Here is an 18,635-nt window from a genome sequence, read left to right as displayed (position 1 = left end):
CCCTCGGCTCCCCCACGATCCGCGTCTCATCTCGTCGGTTCTGTTGTCCAGTTGGTCTGCGAGGTGGTCATGTCCGCATCTCCTTCTCCTCCCGCGCGGCCCGTGCCCGGGCCGCCCTCACCGGCCCGCCGCCCGGCGCGCGGGCGCGTGCGTGCCGCGCTGGCCGCCGGTATGGCGCTCCCGATGGCCGCCGTGCTCACCCTTGCGGGCGCCCCCGCCGCCTCGTCGGCGGAGCCGGGGCCCCGCGACGGCGCGGAGGCCGTCGCCCACTACGTCGCCCTGGGCGACTCCTACACCTCGGGTCCCGGCATCCCGGACCAGACGGATGAGAACTGCGGCCGTTCCGACCACAACTACCCGACGCTGGTGACGGCCGCGCTGGCCCCGGGAACCTCCACCGACGTCAGCTGCGGTGGCGCGACGACAGCCGAGATGACGGCACCGCAGGGCACCGCGCCCCCGCAGTTCGACGCGCTGAAGGAGTCCACCGACCTGGTCACCGTCGGCATCGGCGGCAACGACATCGGGTTCGGGGGCATCGTCGCGCGCTGCGTCCTGCTCGGCGCCCTCGTGCCGAACGGCGCACCGTGCAAGGCGAGTTACTCCCTCGGCGGCTCCGACGAGCTGGCCGCGCGCATCCAGGCCACGGCCACGAAGATCGACGGGGTGTTGCGCGGCATCCACGACAGGTCACCCGGCGCGCGCGTACTGGTCGTCGGCTATCCCGCGCTGCTCCCCGAGGACGGCAGCAACTGCCCGCGGACCGTCTCGCTCGCCTCGGGTGACGCCCCCTGGCTCAGGGACACGGAGAAGAAGCTGAACGCCATGCTCGCCGACCGCGCCGAGGCGGCGGGGGCCGAGTACGTCGACACCTACGCGGGCTCGGTCGGACACGACATGTGCAAGCCCGTGGGCACCCGCTGGGCGGAACCGCTGCGGGCCGTGGACGCCGCCGGCTTCCACCCCAACGCCGCGGGCCACCAGGCCATGTCGCAGGCGGTACTGGCGGCCGTACGGCGGTGAGCGTCCCGCCTGCCGTGCTCGGCCTCGCGGCGGGCGCACGGGAGAGGCCGGTCAGCACGAGGGTGGCCCCCACCGGGTGGGGGCCACCCTCGTGCGTGTGTGACCGCTCCTTTCGGGACGGGTCTTGACCGAAGCCCCGCGGAGGTCTAGGTTCCTCGCACCTCCAGAGGTACATCGATTAACCACTCGTTAACCGCCTGGTTGGAGACCTCCCGCTGTGCGCTCGTCCCCGCTGACCCGACGCGGCCTGCTCGCCGCAGGCTGCGGCCTCGCCGCGTCCACCCTCCCCGCCTTGTCCGGCTGCTCGGCGCTGGCCGCCGCGGAAGACGACCCCGACACGCTCGTCGTGCACAGCCAACTGGGCACCACGGCGCCGGGCTCGGCCACCTACCTGCGGGCGCTCGACCGCTTCCGCGCCGAGCACCCGGGCCTGAAGGTCAAGAACCTGGTCAACGGCGACGATCTCGCGCAGGTCTACGAGACCGCGCGCCTGGCCCGCAAGGAGCCGGACGTCGTCATGGTCAACCTCTACGACAAGACGCTGGCGTGGACGGACGTCGGCGCCACGGTCGACGTCAGGGAGTACCTGGACGGCTGGGGGCTGCGCGAGCGGGTACTGCCCGAGGCGCTCGCGGCGTGGACCGACGGCAAGGGGAGGCTGCGCGCCTTCCCGTACTTCGCCACCAACTGGCCCGTGGCCTACAACAGGGCGCTGCTGGACCGGGCGGGCGTGGCGGAGATACCGACCACGGGCGACGAGCTGATCCGCGCCGCGCGCAAGCTGCGGGCGAAAGGGACCGCGCCCGTGACCGTCGGCGGCAACGACTGGACCGGGCAGAAGCTCCTCGCCCAGATCATCCAGACCTTCCTCACCGAGGACGAGGCCCGGCACGCCTACTCGACCGGGGACTTCGGGAGCAGGGGCGCGCGGGAGGGCATCGCCTACTTCGTCGAACTGCGCGACTCCGGCGTCTTCACCGACAAACCGCAGGGCCTCACCTCGGACTCGATGATGACGCAGTACAACACCGAGGCCGCGGCGATCGAGTCGGCGATGTCGTCGGCGCTCGCGGAGGTGCCCGCAAAGGTGGCGCGCCACACGGACGTCGGCGGCTGGCCCCTGGCGGACGGGGCCGTCCACCACAAGCCCACCATCCTGCGCTCCTACACCCTCATCGGCTTCTGGATCAGCCCCAACGGCACGAAGAAGATCGACGCCGTGGAGAAGTTCCTCCGCTTCATGTACAGGGCCGACACCGTCTCGGCGTTCATCACCGAGAGCGGCCGGGACATGGCGCTGCGGTCCGACGCGCTGAGCACCGGCTTCCCCCTCGTGGCCGCCGCGCAGCGGCTGGGCTCCGACGTCGGCCAGGCGCTGCTGCCCGACGTGTACGTACCGCCCACCGCCAACCAGCCGCTGATCACCGCCACCAGCACGTCCTTCACCCGCGGTGTCGGCGCGGCCCGGGTACGTGCCGCGCTCGAAGCCGCGTACCGCTGAGCAAGGGCCCGCGCCCCGCCTCCGCTCCCCCACGTCCCGAGCCCCAGTCCACGGGAGTCACCTCATGACGACGCTGACGCCGACACCTGGCGCGGCAGAGCCCGGCCTGACCGGTGCGCCGCCCCGCGCCGCCGGGCGCCGACCACGGCCGCGCCCGCGCAAGCAGGGCGGAACGATCCTCGCCGTGCCCGCGCTGGTGTGGTACCTGGTCTTCATGGTCGGCCCGATGGTGGCCATCTTCGTGATCGCCGCACTGCGCTGGCCCGGCATGCTCCAGCCGGTCTCCTTCGCCGGGCTCGGCAACCTCCGCGCGGTGCTCGACGACCCGGTCTTCTGGGCGGCCGTGCGCAACACCGCGGTCCAACTCGCCGTGGCCCTGCCGATCATGATCGTGTGCGCCTACATGGTGGGCTACTACGTGGCGCAGCGGCCCCCGGGACACCGCGTCATCCGCTACCTGCTGTTCGTGCCGGGGCTGATCTCCACCCCGGCGAAGGCCATGGTCTTCTACGCCGCGCTCTCCCCCGACGGGCTGCTCAACGGAGCCCTCGAATCAGCGGGGCTGACCTCGCTCACCGACGCCTGGCTCGCCTCCCCCTCGACGGCGCTGGCCTGCCTCATCGCCCTGGACGTCTGGGCCGGGATCGGTTTCACCGCCGTGCTGTTCGCCGCGCGTCTTGGCAGCGTGCCGGACGAACTGGAAGAGGCCGCGCAGCTGGACGGCGCCGGGCACTGGCGGACGATGTGGCGGGTCCACTTCCCCGTCATCCGCGACTACGTGGGCGTGGTCACCATGCTGCAGTTCCTGTGGACGCTCTTCGGGTCGGCGCAGCACGTGCTGCTGCTCACCCAGGGCGGCCCGGGCAGCTCCTCGACCACACTGTCGTTCCTCGTCTACCAGAAGGCGTTCATCGCCGCGGACCTCGGCTACAGCCAGACCGTCGGCGTCCTCCTCTTCCTGGCCGGGCTCGCCGGACTGCTGACCATCCGCCGCCTCTTCCGGCAGAACTACTGATCGGACGCACCATGAAGTTCGGCAAACGCTGGATACCCGCGCACCTGCTGGTGTGGAGCTACGCGGTGCTGCTGCTCGTGCCGCTGTACTACTTCCTCGCGTCGGCGTTCAAGAGCAACGAGGAGATCTTCGCGCACCCGTTCGCGCTGCCGGACTCCTTCGGCCTCGGCAACTTCTCCACGGCCTTCACCAGCGCCGACCTCGGGCTCGCCGTCGTCAACTCGGCGCTGGTCACCAGCGTCGCGCTGGTGCTGACGCTGGCACTGGCGCTGCCCGCCGCCTTCGCCCTCGCCCGGTCGACCGGCCGGCTGGCCTCGGCGGTGGAAAAAGTCTTCTCGCTGGGGTTCCTCATCCCGACCTTCGCCGCGCTGTTCCCCACCTTCCTGCTCGCCGCGGCGAGTGGCCTCTTCCACACCCGCACGTTCATGGTGCTGTTCCTGCCCGCGACGGCGATGCCCCTCTCGGTCGTCATCCTGGTGCAGTTCATGCGCACCGTGCCCCGGGAGATGGAGGAGGCCGCCCGGATGGACGGGGCCTCCACGTTCGCGGTGCTGCGGCACGTCTACGCGCCGATGTGCCTGCCGGGCATCGCGACGGTCCTGCTGCTGAACTTCCTCACGTTCTGGAACGAGTACCTGTACTCCCTGGTGATCATCGGCCCCGACCCGGCCCAGCGCACCGTCCAGGTCGCCCTGCCAACCCTCAAGGCCATCACCGGCACCGACTACGGCGTCCTCACGGCGGGCACGGTGCTCACCCTCGTCCCCGTCTGGATCGTCTACACCGTGCTGCAACGGCGCATGCAGCAGGCCCTCGTCAGCGGGGCGGTGAAGATGTGAGCGGGCCCACCGGACAGCCTCCCGCCAAACGCCCCACCATCAAGGCGGTGGCCGCGGCGGCAGGGGTGTCGACCGCAGCCGTCTCGCAGGCCTTCAACGACAAGGGCCGCCTGGCCGAAGCCACCCGGCAGCGCATCCTGGCGACGGCCGTCGAGCTGGGCTGGTCGCCCAACGCGCCCGCCGCCGCGCTGCGCAGCGCGCGTACCCGCACGCTCGCGCTCGTCGTGCGGCGCTCCACCGACGTGCTGGGCACCGACCCGCACTTCAGCGAACTGATCACCGGTATCGAGGGCGAGCTGTCACCGCGCGGCTACGGACTCCTCCTCCACCTGGTCGCCGGGGTGCGCGAAGAGACCGCCCTGTACCAGCGGTTCGCCGCCGAGGGCCGGGTCGACGGCGCCCTGCTCACCGACGCCCGCGCCGACGACCCCCGCCCCGCGCTGCTGGCCCGCCTGCGGCTGCCCGCCGTGGTACTGGGACCGCCCGACGCGGCCGGGCCCGTGCCGAGCGTCGGACTGGGCGACCAGGGCGCGGGCGTGGAGGAGGTGGTGGCGCACCTGGCCGGACTCGGACACCGCCGCATCGCCTACGTGGCAGGCCCCGCCGAACTGCACCACACGCGGCTGCGGCGCGACGCCTTCGAGACGGCGCTGACAGCGGCCGGGCTGCGGCCGTGGGCCGTGCTGCACACCGACTTCACGGAGGTGTCGGCCACGGCCACGACCGAGGCGCTGCTGGCCGCCACCGACCGGCCCACGGCGATCGTCTACGCCAACGACTCCATGGCCGTGTGCGGCGTCGGCGCAGCACAGCGCGCCGGACTGCGCGTGCCCGGCGACCTGTCCGTCGTCGGCTACGACAACCTGCCGCTCGGCCGCTGGATGCACCCCCAACTGACCACGGTCGACCAGCAGGTGCAGCGGGTCGGTGGCGCGGCGGCCCGGGCCCTGCTCGCCCGCTGCGGCGAGGACGTCACCGAACCGGTCCTCGGGGACCGGCCGCGGCTGGTCGTCCGCGAGTCCACAGGACCCGCACCCGGCTGACGACCTGCCGAGACCGCCCCGTACCGACCCCGCACCGCCCCTACCGACCCACCGCTCCACGAACCCGAGAAGGACCATGCGACGCCACAGCGCCCGACTCACCCACGATCCCGCCGTCCTGCCCTGGCTCGGCGCCAACTTCTGGTCCCGCACCGGCGGGCCGCTGATGTGGCGCGACTACTGCCCGCGGACGGTCCGCGAGGAGCTGCGGGTCCTGCGCGAGCACGGGCTGAACACGACCCGTTCGTTCTTCTACTGGCCCGACTTCCACCCGGAGCCGCACCGTATCGACGAGGCGCTGTGCGGGCACTTCGCCGACTTCCTCGACGCACACACCGAGGCGGGCATGGGAACGGTGCCCACCTTCATCGTCGGGCACATGTCGGGCGAGAACTGGGACCCGGCCTGGCGTGGGGGCCGCGATCTGTACGAGGACGTGTGGATGGTCGGCAGGCAGGCCTGGTTCGTCTCGGAGATGACCCGCCGCTTCAAGGACCATCCCGCGGTGACCGGCTGGCTGATCACCAACGAGATGCCGGGGTACGGCCGCGTGTACCAGGTCGACCCGCCGTCCTCCGAGGTCGTCACCGCCTGGGCGCAGGCGATGTGCAACGCCGTGCGGGCCGCGGGCGGCACCCAGCCGGTCTCCCTCGGGGACGGCGCGTGGGGCATCGAGGTGACCGGCCGGGACAACGGCTTCTCCCTGCGCGAGACCGCCGAGTACGTCGACTTCGTCGGCCCGCACGTCTACCGCTCCGACACCGACCGCGCCCGCCAGCACCACCGCGCGGCCTTCGAGTGCGAACTGGCCGCCGTCACCGGGCAACCCGTCGTCCTGGAGGAGTTCGGCGTCTCCACCGACACGGTCTCCGAGCAGAACGCGGCCGTCTACTACCGGCAGACGCTGCACACCTCGCTGCTGGGCGGCGCCACCGGCTGGATGGCGTGGAACAACACCGACTACGACGACCTGTGGGACCGCTCCCCCTACGACCACCACCCCTTCGAGATGCACTTCGGCATCACCGACCGCACCGGCGCACCCAAGGCACCCCTGCGGGAACTCGCCGCGTTCGCCGGCACCCTGGAAGCGGTCGACTTCCCACGCTGCCGCCGCACGGACACCGGCGCCGCCCTGGTCGTGCCCGCCTTCCTGGAGCGCGGCTACCCCTACAGCCGTCCCGCCGACCGCCCGCTGATCTTCAGCTCGCTGCACCAGAGCTACGTGACGGCCCGCGCCGCCGACCTGCCCCTGGGCCTCACCAGGGAGGCCGACGGGCTCCCCGGAGACGCCGCCCTGTATCTGCTGCCCGCCACCCGGCAGTTCACCACCCGCACCCGGCGCACGCTCCAGCGCCGGGCCGAGGAGGGGGCGACGGTCTACCTCTCGTTCTGCTCCGGCGAGCACCCTGGCACCCGCGGGCCCTGGTTCGACGACCTCGACGGCCTCTTCGGTGTGGAGCTCCAACTGTCCTACGGGGTCGCCGAGCCCATCGAGGACGACGAGCTGGAGATGACGTTCACGCAGGACTTCGGCCCGCTGGCCGCCGGGGACGTGCTGCGCTTCCCCGTCGCCGGCAACGAGGACAGCCGGGCGTACCTGCCCGTCGTGGAGCGCGGAGCCCGCGTGGTGGCCGTCGACGCACACGGCCGTCCCGCGCTGCTGGTGCACGAGACGGGTGCCGGGCGAACCGTCCTGGCCACCTATCCGCTGGAGCACATGGCCGCCCGCACCGCCCGCGTCAACCCGGAGGACACGCACCGCCTGTACGCGGCGCTCGCTCACGTCGCGGGGGTCCACCGCGCCGTGGCGGTCGACGACCCGTACGTCGGCGCCGACGTCCTCGTCCATGAGGACGGACGGCGCTTCGTGTGGCTGATCAGCCAGTGCGACGAGGAGCGCACCGTCCACCCGGCCGCCGACGGCGCCCTGCACGACCTGCGCTCCGGCACCCCCGAGCCCGCGGTGACGCTCGCCCCCTGGGGCGTGCGGGTACTGGAGCTGAGGTGAGCGCCCCCCGCTACCGCGACCCGTCCGCGCCGGTGCCCGAGCGGGTGCGCGACCTGCTCGCGCGCATGACGCTCAAGGAGAAGGTCGGCCAGGTCAACCAGCGCCTGTACGGCTGGCACGCCTACACGCGCACGCCCGGAGGGCACCGGCTCAGCGACGCCTTCCGCGCCGAGGTCGCCGCCTACGACGGCATGGGCGCCCTCTACGGACTCCAGCGCGCGGACGCCTGGTCCGGCGTCGGCTACGCGGACGGCATCACGGCCGCGGACGCGGCCGGCGTGGCCGACGCGGTCCAGCGGCACGTCGTGGAGAACACCCGGCTGGGCATCCCGGTGCTCCTGGTGGAGGAGGTGCCCCACGGCCACCAGGCCCTGGACGGCACGGTCCTGCCCGTCAACCTGGCCGTGGGCGCCACCTGGGACCCGGAGCTGTACGAGGCGGCTGCCGCCGGAGCCGGGGCCGAACTACGCGAGCGCGGCGGCCATGTGGCCCTCGTCTCCGCTCTCGACCTCGCCCGCGATCCGCGCTGGGGCCGTACGGAGGAGTGTTTCGGCGAGGACCCGTATCTGGCCGCACGGTTCACGCGGGCCCTGGTACGCGGCATGCGCACGGCGGGTGTGGCCGTCGTGCTCAAACACTTCGCAGGCCAGGGCGCGGCTCTCGGTGGCCGCAACAGCGCGGCGACCGAACTCGGCGCGCGTGAACTCCACGAGATACACCTGGCGGCGGCCAGGGCCGGGGTCCGGGCGGGCGCCGCGGGGGTGATGGCGGCCTACAACGAGTTCGACGGACTGCCCTGCGTCGCCAACCGGGAGCTGCTGACGGACCTGCTGCGGCGGCGGTGGGGTTTCGACGGCCTCGTCATGGCGGACGGCACCGCCATCGACCGCCTCGTCAGGCTGACGGCCGACCCGGTCGCCGCGGGCGCGCTGGCGCTTGAGGCGGGGTGCGACCTGAGCCTGTGGGACGACTGCTTCCCCCGTCTCGCCGAAGCCGTCGCCCGCGGCCTGGTCACCGAGGAGACCCTGGATGACGCCGTCGCCCGGGTGCTGACGATGAAGTTCCGCCTGGGCCTGTTCGAACAGCCTTTTACTCCCGACACGCCACCGGAACCGGCAGCGCCCCCGCCCCCACCGCTGCGAGAGCTGAGCGAGCGCTTGGCCCGCGCCTCGGTCACCCTGCTCGCCCACGACGGGCGGACCCTGCCGCTCACCGAACGGGCACGCCGGATCGCCGTCCTCGGCCCCGGTGCCGACTCCCTCCCCCAGCAACTCGGCGACTACACCGCACCGCAAAGACCCGGTACCGGCTGCACGGTCCTGGACGACATCCGTTCCGCCGCCCCGCCCGGCACCGACGTCACCCACGCGCCCGGTTGCCGGCTGGTCGGCGCCGACCTCGGCGGCATCCCGCGCGCCGTGGCGCTGGCGGCGGACGCTGACGTCGCCGTCGTCGTCCTGGGCGGATCCAGCGCCCGAGGCCACGACACCGCCTTCGCCGCCAACGGCGCCGCGCTGCCGCCGGCAGGCGACCTGTCGAGCATGACGGGAGGCGAAGGCGTCGACCTCGCCGACCTGCGGCTGCCGACCGGTCAGACAGAACTGCTGCGGGCCGTGGCAGCCACGGGGGTGCCCGTCGTCGTGGTCCTCGTCCAGGGCCGGCCGCACGCGCTGCCCGAATTCTCCGGCACGGTGGGGGCCCTGCTGAGCGCCTGGTATCCGGGGCCCTGGGGCGGACGCGCGATCGCCGACGTCCTGTTCGGCGCGGCCGACCCCGAAGGCCGCCTCCCGGTGTCCGTGCCCCGCTCCTCGGCGCAGCTCCCCGTCCACTACAACGGCAAGGACCACGGCTACCGCGGCTACGTCGACCAGAGCGCCCGTGCCCGCTACGCCTTCGGCCACGGCCTGTCCTACACCACGGTCGGCTACGCGCCGCCCCGGCTGTCCCGCTCGCGCGTCACCACCGACCGCCCGGCCCTGACGTGCCGTGTCACCGTGTACAACACCGGTGACCGACTCGTCCGCGAGACGGTGCAGCTGTACGTACGGCGCGTGTCCGGCGGCTCGTCGTGGCCCCGCACCCGCGAACTGCGCGGCTTCACCCGGCTCACCCTGCCCCCGCGGCAGGCGGCGGAAGCCGTCTTCGAGATCGACCACGAGACACTGGCATCGGTCACCCGCGACCTCGAACGCGCCGTCGAGAGCGGCGAGCTCGCCCTGGAGACGGGGCCCTCGTCCGACCGTACGCAGGAAGCGCGGCTGATCGTCGAAGCCGAGCCCGCCCGCGCACCACGGACGGCGCGGCAACCGACCGCCGAAGGGCAGATCCGTCACCCCCAGGAGGGAGACTCGTACCCGGACGGGGGAAGGTGACCCCGTACCGCCCCCCGGCACGCGCACCGCGACCAGGATGCGGGTCATGGCACCCTTTCGTCTCCGCTCCCTCGCCCGGCTGCACCCGCGCCGACATGTCCCCGCAGGAGGTGCGGCGGCTGGAGGAGCGCAACCAGGAGAAGTACGGCAACCCGCTCGGCCCGACAGCCGACCAGCTCCACGCCAAGTACGGCTCCTGGAGGGCGGTCAGCGACGCCGCGACCCGCACCAGCGAAGCCGTCGACGGCGAACTCGGCCTCGCGTACCGGCCGTGCCCCTGCGACGCGGAGCCGCGTTCGGACGCGGAAGTGGCTCCGCGCATGGGTCAGACTCCGCGCACGGGTCAGGCTCCGCGCACGGGGCAGACTGCGCGCACGGGTGGGGCTCCGCCGCAGGCGGCCGGCGCGGTGGGCTGAGCGCACGGGAGGAGCCGGGCGGCACGGCACGTCATGCGCTCTCGCCGCCCCGACAGGCGCCGGACGGGAGCTGATCGGGGTCGACGCCCGTCAGCTCCCGGCTGGCGTCCCACAGCCGTGCGGCGCAGTCCCTGTCCGCCAACTGCCGCCACACCGGTTCGCCCCTGGGCTTCCCCCGCAGCCGGAAGACGCGCGGCCCCCACAGCTGTCCGCCGCCCACCGCCGGGTCGAGCACGGCGCGGACGGCGGACCACGCCCCGGCGTGCTTCCCCTGGAGAACGAGGCCCGCGGGCAGGCTTCGCACTCGCGCCGGGCCGGTCCGCACATGGACCGGCGGACGTGAGGGGGTCAGGGAGTCCAGCGCGCCACCGGGGTGCACCACCACGCTGGTCACGGTGGAGCCCGCCGCTCGCAGGCGGCGTTCGAGTTCGAGTCCGAAGTACATCTGCGCCAGCTTCGAGCGCCCGTAGGTCCGCTTGGGCCGGTAGTCGTGGAGCGACTGGAGGTCGTCCAGGTCGAGCCGCTCGGACTTCGCCGCGAAGCTGCCCATGGTCACGACGCGTCCGGCAGGCGCGGCCGACAACAGGGGCATCAGCCAGTGTGTCAGCGCGAAGTGGCCCAGGTGGTTGGTGCCGAACATCAACTCGTCGCCCGTCCGGGTCTCCTGCCGAGGAGGCCGGTCGAGTGCGACCCCGGCGTTGTGCACGACCGCGTCGAGCCGCTCCAGTTCGAGTGCCTCCGCCGAGGCGGGCAGGGACGAAAGATCGGCCAGGTCGAGCCGCACGGACCGCAGGTGCGCGCCGGGAACCCGGGATCGGACGGCGCGCACGGCGGCTTCGGCCCTCGCCGGGTTCCGGCTGCCCAGCACGACGACAGCTCCCGTCGCGGCCAGTTGTTCCGCGACGAAGTAGCCGATACCGGCGTTGCCACCGGTGACCAGGACGGTGCGGCCCTCGGCGCGGGGCAACCGGTGGACGTCCCACGGCGGGACGGTGGACGCGGACGGCATGACGGCGACTCCCCTGGAACCGAGCGAAAGAATCCTGTGCACGACCGCCCCGGAAGCTCCGCGCGGCCCGTGCCCCTCACGGTGGCAGCGGCCACCGACATCTTCCAGACAGATCACCGACAGCGACGCTGCAGCCAGGCAACGAGGAGCTGCCCGCACGGTTGGCTCGACTACCGCAGCTCCTTGGCGGGGACGGGTTCCCAGCCGGCATCGTCAAAGGGCGGATAGCTCTCGCCGCCCATTCGCTCGGCCGCATCGATGTAGGCGGCAAGCGCGTCGCGAGATTGGGCGAGAGTGGCCATCTGATCGTTCAGCCGCTGCAGCCGTGACCGCATCGCGGCCAGTAGTTCGGGACACCCTGGCAGCTCCGGGGCCTCTCCGAGCGCACACGGCAGCACGTACGCGATGTCTTCGGAGGACAGACCGGCGCCAAGCAGGTGCCTGATCTGCTTCACCCGCAGGACGGCCTTCTCGTCGTACTCGCGATAACCATTGGCGCCACGGTCCGCCTCCAGCAGCCCCTGGGCCCCGTAGTAGCGCAACTGATGAGTGTGGACTCCCGTCCGACGGCTCAGTTCCCCAATCAGCATCGCACCCTCGCTTGACCTTCACACCGGTATCAACGTTGACGATGCTGTCATGAACAACAGCACCAAAACACCCGTGACCATCATCGGACTCGGCCTGATGGGCCGGGCACTCGCCAGCGCATTTTTGCAAGCCGGGCATTCCACCACCGTGTGGAATCGCACCTCCTCCAAAGCCGACCAACTGGTGGCCGAGGGTGCACGGCTAGCGCCGACCGTTGGCGACGCGCTCAAGGCCGGTTCGCTAACGATCACCTGCGTCACCGACTACACGGCCCTGTACGAGCTGCTCGGAGCGAACGATGCCGAGCTGGGCGGCACGATGTTGATCAACCTGACCTCGGGGAGTTCCGCCCAGGCCAGGGAAGCCGCCCGATGGGCCGAGCAGCGTGGTGCCCGCTACCTGGACGGCGCCATCATGGCCATTCCGTCGGCCGTCGGCACCGCTGATGCGGTAATACTGCACAGCGGGCCCCAGGCGGACTTCGAGGCGCACGAGTCGACACTCGGCGCGCTCGGCACTGTCTCCTACCTGGGGTCGGACCATGGGCTGGCGTCGCTGTACGACGTGGCCGGCCTGGCCATGATGTGGAGCGTCCTGAACGCGTGGCTCCAGGGCACTGCCATGATCAGGACGGCTGGCGTGGACGCCGCGACGTATGCACCGTTCGCGCAGCAGATCGCCACCGGTGTGGCCGAATGGCTGCCTGGATACGCCGAGCAGATCGACAGCGGTTCCTTCCCGGCTGAGGTCTCGGCCCTGGAGACCGACGCGCGGGCGATGGAGCACCTGATCGAGGAGAGCACGGCGGTGGGGGTGAACACCGAACTGCCGAAGTTGCTCAAGGCTATGGCCGACCGGGCGATCGCCGCCGGACACGGCGCAGAGCAATATCCCGTGCTGATTGAGGAGTTCGGCAAGCTCCACAACGACTGACCGACCGCGACACCGGGATCCAGCCAGCTCAGGGAATCGAGGTCTGCCCCGGACCGCCCGCGCCAGCACGACCACCGTCGCTACCCCGAACTGCTCAAGCCAACTCCGCCGACCGCGAGCAGGCTGAGCTGGGGCAGTGGCCGAGGAGTGGACGATCTCGACGAAACTGCCTAGGTCGAAAGAGCGGGACCGTCCGCGCCTTTGTGCCGATGCCCACGCGCGGCGCGGGCCCGCACGATGGCCACCATGTCAACCACACCCTCACCCTCAGTGCCCGGGACCGGGGCCGGGGCCGGGACCGGGACCGGCAGCAGGACCGGGACCGGGGCCGGGGCCGACAGCGGCGCCGGGTCCCGGAGCGCCTCCGGTACTGCCGTCGCGGCCGATACCCGGCGCGGTCCGGGGCACGCGACCGAACCTGACGCTGGGCCTCGCCCCGGGCCCGCCTCGCGCACCTGGGCCGTCGTGCTGGCCTCCAGCGTCGGTCAGTTCCTCGTCGTCCTGGACGTCTCCGTCGTCAACGTCGCGCTGCCGAGCATGCGCGAGGGGCTGTCGCTGAGCGGCACGGCGCTGCAATGGGTCGTCAACGCCTACGCCCTCACCTTCGCGGGCTTCCTGCTGCTGGGCGGGCGGGCGGCCGATCTGTTCGGACGCAAGCCCGTCTACCTTCTGGGGCTGGGCCTGTTCACCGCGGCGAGCCTGGTGGGCGGTCTGGCGCAGAACGCGGAGATGCTCGTCGCGGCGCGCGCCGCGCAAGGCATCGGCGCCGCGGTCCTCGCCCCCGTCACCCTCTCGTTGCTCACCTCGACCTTCCCCGAGGGGCCCGCGCGCACGCGGGCGATCGCCACCTGGACAGCCGTGGGGACGGCCGGCGGTGCCGCCGGCGGACTGATCGGCGGGGTGCTCACCGACCTGCTTTCCTGGCGTTGGGTGCTGCTGGTCAACGCGCCGGTCGGAGCACTGGTCGTCGCGGTCGTCGCGTTCGGGTTGCGGGAGCGCGGCGAGCGGACCGGCCGTCGGGGTCTCGACCTGCCCGGTGCCGCCCTGGTGACGGTGGGGGTCGCCGCTCTCGCCTACGGCGTCGGGCAGACGGAGGCGCACTCGTGGACGGCAGCCGACGTGATGGCACCGCTGGTGGGCGGTCTCCTCGCGCTGGCCGCCTTCGTCGCGGTGGAGGCACGCTCCGCCGCGCCGCTCGTGCCGCTGCGGCTGTTGCGGCTGCGCGCCGTTGCGGCCGGGAACGTGGTGACCCTCGTCGCGATGACCGGCGCCTTCGCGATGTGGTACTTCCTCTCGCTGTACATGCAGAACGTGCTCGGCTACTCCGCGATCCGGGCCGGTCTGTGCTTTCTGCCGCACACCGCGGCGGTCATCGTCGGGTCCAAGGCCGCGCCCCGGCTGATGAACCGGTTCGGCACCCGTCTGATGGTGGCCGCGGGCGGCGTGGTGGCGACGGCGGGGTTCGGCTGGCAGGGTCTCGTCCTGACGGCCGACGGCACGTTCTGGGGAACCCTTCTGGGCCCCGGCGTCCTGATGGCGGGCGGCATCGGTCTGTTGATGACACCGCTGACGGACGCGGCGACGACCGGGGCCGCCGCCTGCGAGGCAGGGGTGGTCGCCGGTCTGGTCAACACCTCACGGCAGATCGGCGGCGCACTCGGCCTCGCCGTCCTGGGCGCCGTCGCCGCGGCCACTGCCACACACGGCGCCCGCCCCTCTCGGGCCGAACTCGCAGACGGCTATGCGGCCGCCTATCTGGCGGCGGCTGCGCTCACGGCACTCTCGGTCCTGCTCGTCGGGCTGCTGCCGCGCGCCGCCGAGCCCGCACCGGGTGAGCGGGAGGCGAGCGCGGCCGGCGGGCACTGACGGGGTGCCGGCGCCCGCGACGCCGCGTGCGCCAGGAGGCGGCCCGCTACGCGAGTCGGCCGATCCCGCCGTACCAGGAGACCTCGGCGTGGGAGGGGCGCTCGGCCTCCGGCACGGTGGAGCGCCAGTCGGAGACGACCTGGATGCCGGGGTCGACGAGCTCGAAGCCGGCGAACAGGTCTGCCAGGGCTGACTTGTCGCGCAGGGTGAGGGGGACGCCCTGCGCGCGGTAGGCGGTCTGGACGCCGAGCGCCGTGCTGGGGGAGATCTCGGCAGTGGCGTGCGAGAGGACGAGCATGCTGCCGGGGGCCAACGCGCCCCGGAGCTGCTCGACGAGGGCGGCGGGGTCTTCCTCGTCGGACAGGAAGTGCAGGATCGCCACCGCGAGCACGGCCACCGGCTGGGAGAAGTCGAGCAGAGCCTGGGTCTCGGGGTGTTCGAGGATTGCGCGCGGGTCGCGGATGTCGGTCTGGATGACGGTGGTGCGCTCGTCGGTGCTCAGGAGCGCCCTGCCGTGGGCGAGGACGATGGGGTCGTTGTCGACGTAGACGACGCGCGCGGAGGGGTCGTGCGCCTGGGCGACCTGGTGGACGTTGTGCGCGGTGGGCAGGCCGGAACCGATGTCGAGGAACTGCCGTATGCCGGCCTCCTCGACGAGGTACCGCACGGCCCGGCCGAGGAACTTGCGGTTCTCCCTGGCCGCGGTGCGCAGCGTCGGGAAGGCCGACACCGCGTTCTCCGCGGCTTTCTGGTCGGCCGGGTAGTTGTCCTTGCCTCCCAGGAGGTAGTCGTACATGCGGGCCGAGTGCGCCTCGCCGATCCGCAGGGCGGCTCCGCTCGACTCCTGGGCGCCCACGGCGCCCTCCGCCGCTCCCGGTGCGGTCTCGTCGTGCATGTTGCCGGTATGCGTCATATTTCCTCCGCCGCTCGCTCCAACTCCCGTCAGGCGCCGGGCACATGCCCCGCCCGGGCGGTACGAAGCCTATCCGGCCCCTGAACGGGAACGACACCGACACCGGTGACCTCCGGCGGAGGCCGCGCGCTGCCCGGCCACTCGTCCGCGGGGGGCGCGCACAGGGCTCTGACGCGGTTTCTACTGGAGGGTAGGCACGACCCGGCGCTTGTTATACAGTCCGTCTAACAAGGGTGTGGGGCGCCTCCGGGGACGCCTCACCGAGACGCCTGTCAGCGGCCGGTCCTCGCACCGCGAGACCGGCGAAGGCGGCCGGTCGGCGGCCGGGCACCGACCCGGCCGCACCGACGGCCGACCGGGACGGCCCGCTATCCGAACCGAGGAGTCGCAGCATGGCAAGCAGCACCACCCGGCCGGACACATCCGCGAACGCCGACCAGAACGACGCACACCAGGTCAACGACGAACACGACGTCGCCAGGCGGCTGTTGGACTCCTCCGCGAAGCTGTCCTACGACCCGCGGACAGAGGTCGACTGGGACACCCCGCTCGACGAGAGCTACCACGGCGCGAGCCCGGAGTGGAGCACGCTGTACGGAACCTCCTACTGGCGCGAGATGACCGAGACGCAGCGCAAGGAACTGACCCGCCAGGAGGCCGCTTCGGTGGCCGGCACCGGCATCTGGTTCGAGATCATCCTCCAGCAGATGATCCTGCGCGACGTCTACGCCAAGGACCCCTCCCAGGACAAGGTCCAGTGGGCGCTGACCGAGATCGCCGACGAGTGCCGGCACTCGATCATGTTCGCCCGCGGTGCCAAGAAGCTGCGGGCCCCCGCCTACCAGCCGCGCTTCCTCGCCCGCGAACTGGGCCGCGCCTTCAAGACCCTCGCGTTCGGGGAGGCCGCCTACGCGGCGATCCTGGTCGCCGAGGAGGTCCTCGACGTCATGCAGCGGGACTGGATGCGGGACGAACGGGTCGTCCCGTTCGTGCGCACCATCAACAACATCCACGTCGTGGAGGAGTCGCGGCACATGAAGTTCGCCCGCGACGAGACGCGCAAGCGGCTGGCGAAGGCGGGGTGGGTGCGCCGGCAGATCAACGCCTTCGTGATCTCCATCGCTTCCTACGTCATCGTCACCAGCATGGTGAACAAGAAGGTGTACGCCACCGCGGGCCTCGACGAGGAACGCGCGCTCGCCGAGGCCCGCGCGAACGCACACCACAAGTCGATGATGCGCTCCAGCTGCGCGGGGCTGATGGAGTTCCTCGCCTCGGCCCGCCTGCTGACCAAACCGGCGCTCATCTTCTACAAGCGCGCCCACCTCATCTGACCGTCCGCCGACGCAGGCGCCGACAGAACTGATCCCATGACCTACGCCATCAGTCAGAACTGCTGCAACGACGCGACGTGCGTGTCCGTCTGCCCGGTCAACTGCATCCATCCTGCCCCGGGAGAGCGGGGCTTCGGCAGCACCGAGATGCTCTACATCGATCCCGCCGCGTGCATCGACTGCGGTGCCTGCGCCGACGCCTGCCCGGTGGACGCGGTCTTCCCCGTGGAGAGCCTCACCGGGCCGCAGCGCACGTACGCCCGGATGAACGCCGACTACTACGCGGACACACCGACACCCGAGCCGGCCACCGACAGCCCCAACTTCCACAGCTGGAGCGAACCGGCCTTCACCCGGACCCTGCCCGCCGACTTCACCGCGCCCCGGGTCGCGATCGTGGGGACGGGCCCGGCCGGCATGTACGCGGCCGAGGACCTGCTGCTGCACACGGCGGCCGAGGTCACGCTCCTGGACCGGCTGCCGGTGGCCGGTGGACTGGTGCGGTACGGCGTGGCGCCCGACCATCCGGCGACGAAGAAGATCGGTGAGACCTTCGCCAGGTTCCACCACCATCCCCGGGTCAGGATGGCGCTGGGCGTCGAGGTCGGCGAGCACCTCACCGCGCAGGAGGTGGCCGCCCACCACGACGCCGTCATCTACGCGGTGGGCGCCCCCGGTGACCGGCGGCTCGGCATCCCGGGCGAGGAGGCGACAGGCAGTATCTCCGCCACCTCGTTCGTGGCCTGGTACAACGCCCACCCCGACATCCCGGCGGACGCGATCGACCTGTCCACTCCGCGCGTCGTCGTGGTCGGCACAGGCAACGTCGCCCTCGATGTGGCCCGCATCCTCCTCACCGACCCGGAGGAACTGGCCGGCACGGACATCGCCGACCACGCGCTGGAGGCACTGCGGGCCAGTGCGGTACGCGAGGTCGTGCTGCTGGGGCGCCGCGGGCCCGAGGACGCCGCGTGCACCCGGCCCGAGCTCCTCGCCCTGACCCACCTGCCCGGCGTCCACCTGGTCGTCGACGACCACGACACGCGCATCGGCCCCGCGATCGACGCGGCAGGCCCCGAGGACAAGGCGGCGCTGCTGCGGGGCATCGACCGTGAGCAGGTCGACTACGCCGGGCTGCCGGGCGGCGACAGACGGCGCCTGGTCTTCCGGTTCCACTCGGCGCCCGTCGAGGTGCGCTCCGCCGCAGAGGGCCGTCCCGCACCCGGTGTCGCAGGCGTCCGGGTCACGGGAAGCGCGGGACAGGTGGACATCGGCGCGGGCATGCTGCTGCGGGCCATCGGCTACCGGGGCGCACCCGTCCCCGGGCTGCCGTTCGACGAGGGCGACGGGACGGTCCCGCACGAGAAGGGCCGGGTCGTCGGCCGGACCGGTACCTACGTGGTGGGATGGATCAAGCGCGGCCCCAGCGGCGGAATCGGCGCCAACCGCGCCTGCGCGGCCGAGACCGTGACCACCCTCCTCGACGACGTCGCGAACGGCGCTCTCCCGCAACCTGCGCACTCGGGGAAGGCGTTCCGGCGGCTGGTCCGCCGCCGGAACCGCCACGTGGTGGACGCGCGCGGGCTGGCCGCCATCGACCGCGCCGAGCAGGCCCGGGGCAGCCGCAGCGGCAGGCCACGCAGCAAGCTGGCCACCGTTCCCGAACTGGTGGCCGCCTCGAAGACGCGCCTCCCCCTCCCCCGCTGACCGGGACCCGCCCTTCCAGCCCGCCGTGTCCCGCCGACGGTGCGTGAGGGGTCTGTGGGCTG

Annotated in this window: 14 protein-coding genes and 1 pseudogene; 12 read left to right on the top strand and 3 right to left on the bottom strand. The window is 72.3% G+C overall.

Annotation, left to right across the window (positions count from 1 at the left end; translation table 11 throughout):
- The first annotated feature begins 69 nt into the window (after positions 1 to 69).
- From AB8Z75_RS08605 to AB8Z75_RS08570, 8 genes and pseudogenes are all read left to right on the top strand, one after another.
- Positions 70 to 1,023: an SGNH/GDSL hydrolase family protein gene (locus AB8Z75_RS08605; protein ID WP_369200813.1), complete on the top strand. Its 954-nt coding sequence runs from the start codon at positions 70 to 72 to the stop codon at positions 1,021 to 1,023.
- Between the two features lie 217 nt (positions 1,024 to 1,240).
- Positions 1,241 to 2,524, top strand: a complete 1,284-nt coding sequence (locus AB8Z75_RS08600; RefSeq protein WP_369200812.1) for an ABC transporter substrate-binding protein — start codon at positions 1,241 to 1,243, stop codon at positions 2,522 to 2,524.
- Positions 2,525 to 2,588: 64 nt separating this feature from the next.
- Positions 2,589 to 3,539: a carbohydrate ABC transporter permease gene (locus AB8Z75_RS08595; RefSeq protein ID WP_369200811.1), complete on the top strand. Its 951-nt coding sequence runs from the start codon at positions 2,589 to 2,591 to the stop codon at positions 3,537 to 3,539.
- An 11-nt stretch (positions 3,540 to 3,550) separates the two neighbouring features.
- Entirely contained in the window at positions 3,551 to 4,378 is an 828-nt protein-coding gene (locus AB8Z75_RS08590) for a carbohydrate ABC transporter permease (protein WP_369200810.1), read from the top strand.
- Entirely contained in the window at positions 4,375 to 5,421 is a 1,047-nt protein-coding gene (locus tag AB8Z75_RS08585) for a LacI family DNA-binding transcriptional regulator (RefSeq protein WP_369200809.1), read from the top strand. Before AB8Z75_RS08590 ends, AB8Z75_RS08585 begins: the two co-directional genes overlap by 4 nt.
- Positions 5,422 to 5,497: 76 nt before the next feature.
- Entirely contained in the window at positions 5,498 to 7,432 is a 1,935-nt protein-coding gene (locus AB8Z75_RS08580) for a cellulase family glycosylhydrolase (protein WP_369200808.1), read from the top strand.
- Entirely contained in the window at positions 7,429 to 9,804 is a 2,376-nt protein-coding gene (locus AB8Z75_RS08575; protein WP_369200807.1) for a glycoside hydrolase family 3 N-terminal domain-containing protein, read from the top strand. Before AB8Z75_RS08580 ends, AB8Z75_RS08575 begins: the two co-directional genes overlap by 4 nt.
- A gap of 83 nt (positions 9,805 to 9,887) precedes the next feature.
- Positions 9,888 to 10,085, top strand: a pseudogene (locus AB8Z75_RS08570) (hypothetical protein); the annotation flags it as partial.
- A 166-nt stretch (positions 10,086 to 10,251) separates the two neighbouring features.
- On the opposite strand, the gene AB8Z75_RS08565 reads toward AB8Z75_RS08570, so the two are convergent.
- Positions 10,252 to 11,229, bottom strand: coding sequence for an SDR family NAD(P)-dependent oxidoreductase (locus AB8Z75_RS08565; protein WP_369200806.1), 978 nt, complete (start codon positions 11,227 to 11,229; stop codon positions 10,252 to 10,254).
- A gap of 170 nt (positions 11,230 to 11,399) precedes the next feature.
- Positions 11,400 to 11,819: a MerR family transcriptional regulator gene (locus AB8Z75_RS08560; RefSeq protein ID WP_369200805.1), complete on the bottom strand. Its 420-nt coding sequence runs from the start codon at positions 11,817 to 11,819 to the stop codon at positions 11,400 to 11,402.
- Positions 11,820 to 11,868: 49 nt separating this feature from the next.
- On the opposite strand from AB8Z75_RS08560, the gene AB8Z75_RS08555 reads away from it, so the two are divergent.
- Together AB8Z75_RS08555 and AB8Z75_RS08550 are read left to right on the top strand one after the other, a co-directional pair.
- A complete protein-coding gene (locus AB8Z75_RS08555; RefSeq protein ID WP_369200804.1) occupies positions 11,869 to 12,753 on the top strand; it encodes an NAD(P)-dependent oxidoreductase in 885 nt (294 codons plus the stop codon).
- Between the two features lie 465 nt (positions 12,754 to 13,218).
- Positions 13,219 to 14,619: an MFS transporter gene (locus AB8Z75_RS08550; protein ID WP_369200803.1), complete on the top strand. Its 1,401-nt coding sequence runs from the start codon at positions 13,219 to 13,221 to the stop codon at positions 14,617 to 14,619.
- A 46-nt stretch (positions 14,620 to 14,665) separates the two neighbouring features.
- Here the strand turns inward: AB8Z75_RS08550 and AB8Z75_RS08545 are convergent, their stop codons facing one another.
- A complete protein-coding gene (locus AB8Z75_RS08545; RefSeq protein ID WP_369200802.1) occupies positions 14,666 to 15,532 on the bottom strand; it encodes an SAM-dependent methyltransferase in 867 nt (288 codons plus the stop codon).
- Between the two features lie 392 nt (positions 15,533 to 15,924).
- On the opposite strand from AB8Z75_RS08545, the gene AB8Z75_RS08540 reads away from it, so the two are divergent.
- Positions 15,925 to 16,866: a diiron oxygenase gene (locus AB8Z75_RS08540; RefSeq protein WP_369200801.1), complete on the top strand. Its 942-nt coding sequence runs from the start codon at positions 15,925 to 15,927 to the stop codon at positions 16,864 to 16,866.
- A gap of 36 nt (positions 16,867 to 16,902) precedes the next feature.
- Positions 16,903 to 18,573, top strand: a complete 1,671-nt coding sequence (locus AB8Z75_RS08535; RefSeq protein ID WP_369200800.1) for an FAD-dependent oxidoreductase — start codon at positions 16,903 to 16,905, stop codon at positions 18,571 to 18,573.
- The last annotated feature ends 62 nt before the right edge of the window (positions 18,574 to 18,635 follow it).

Source organism: Streptomyces sp. PU-14G (assembly GCF_041028275.1).
GTDB lineage: Bacteria > Actinomycetota > Actinomycetes > Streptomycetales > Streptomycetaceae > Streptomyces.
The sequence above is the reverse complement of the archived record's forward strand: the minus strand, read 5'-3'. Positions and strand labels throughout refer to the sequence as shown.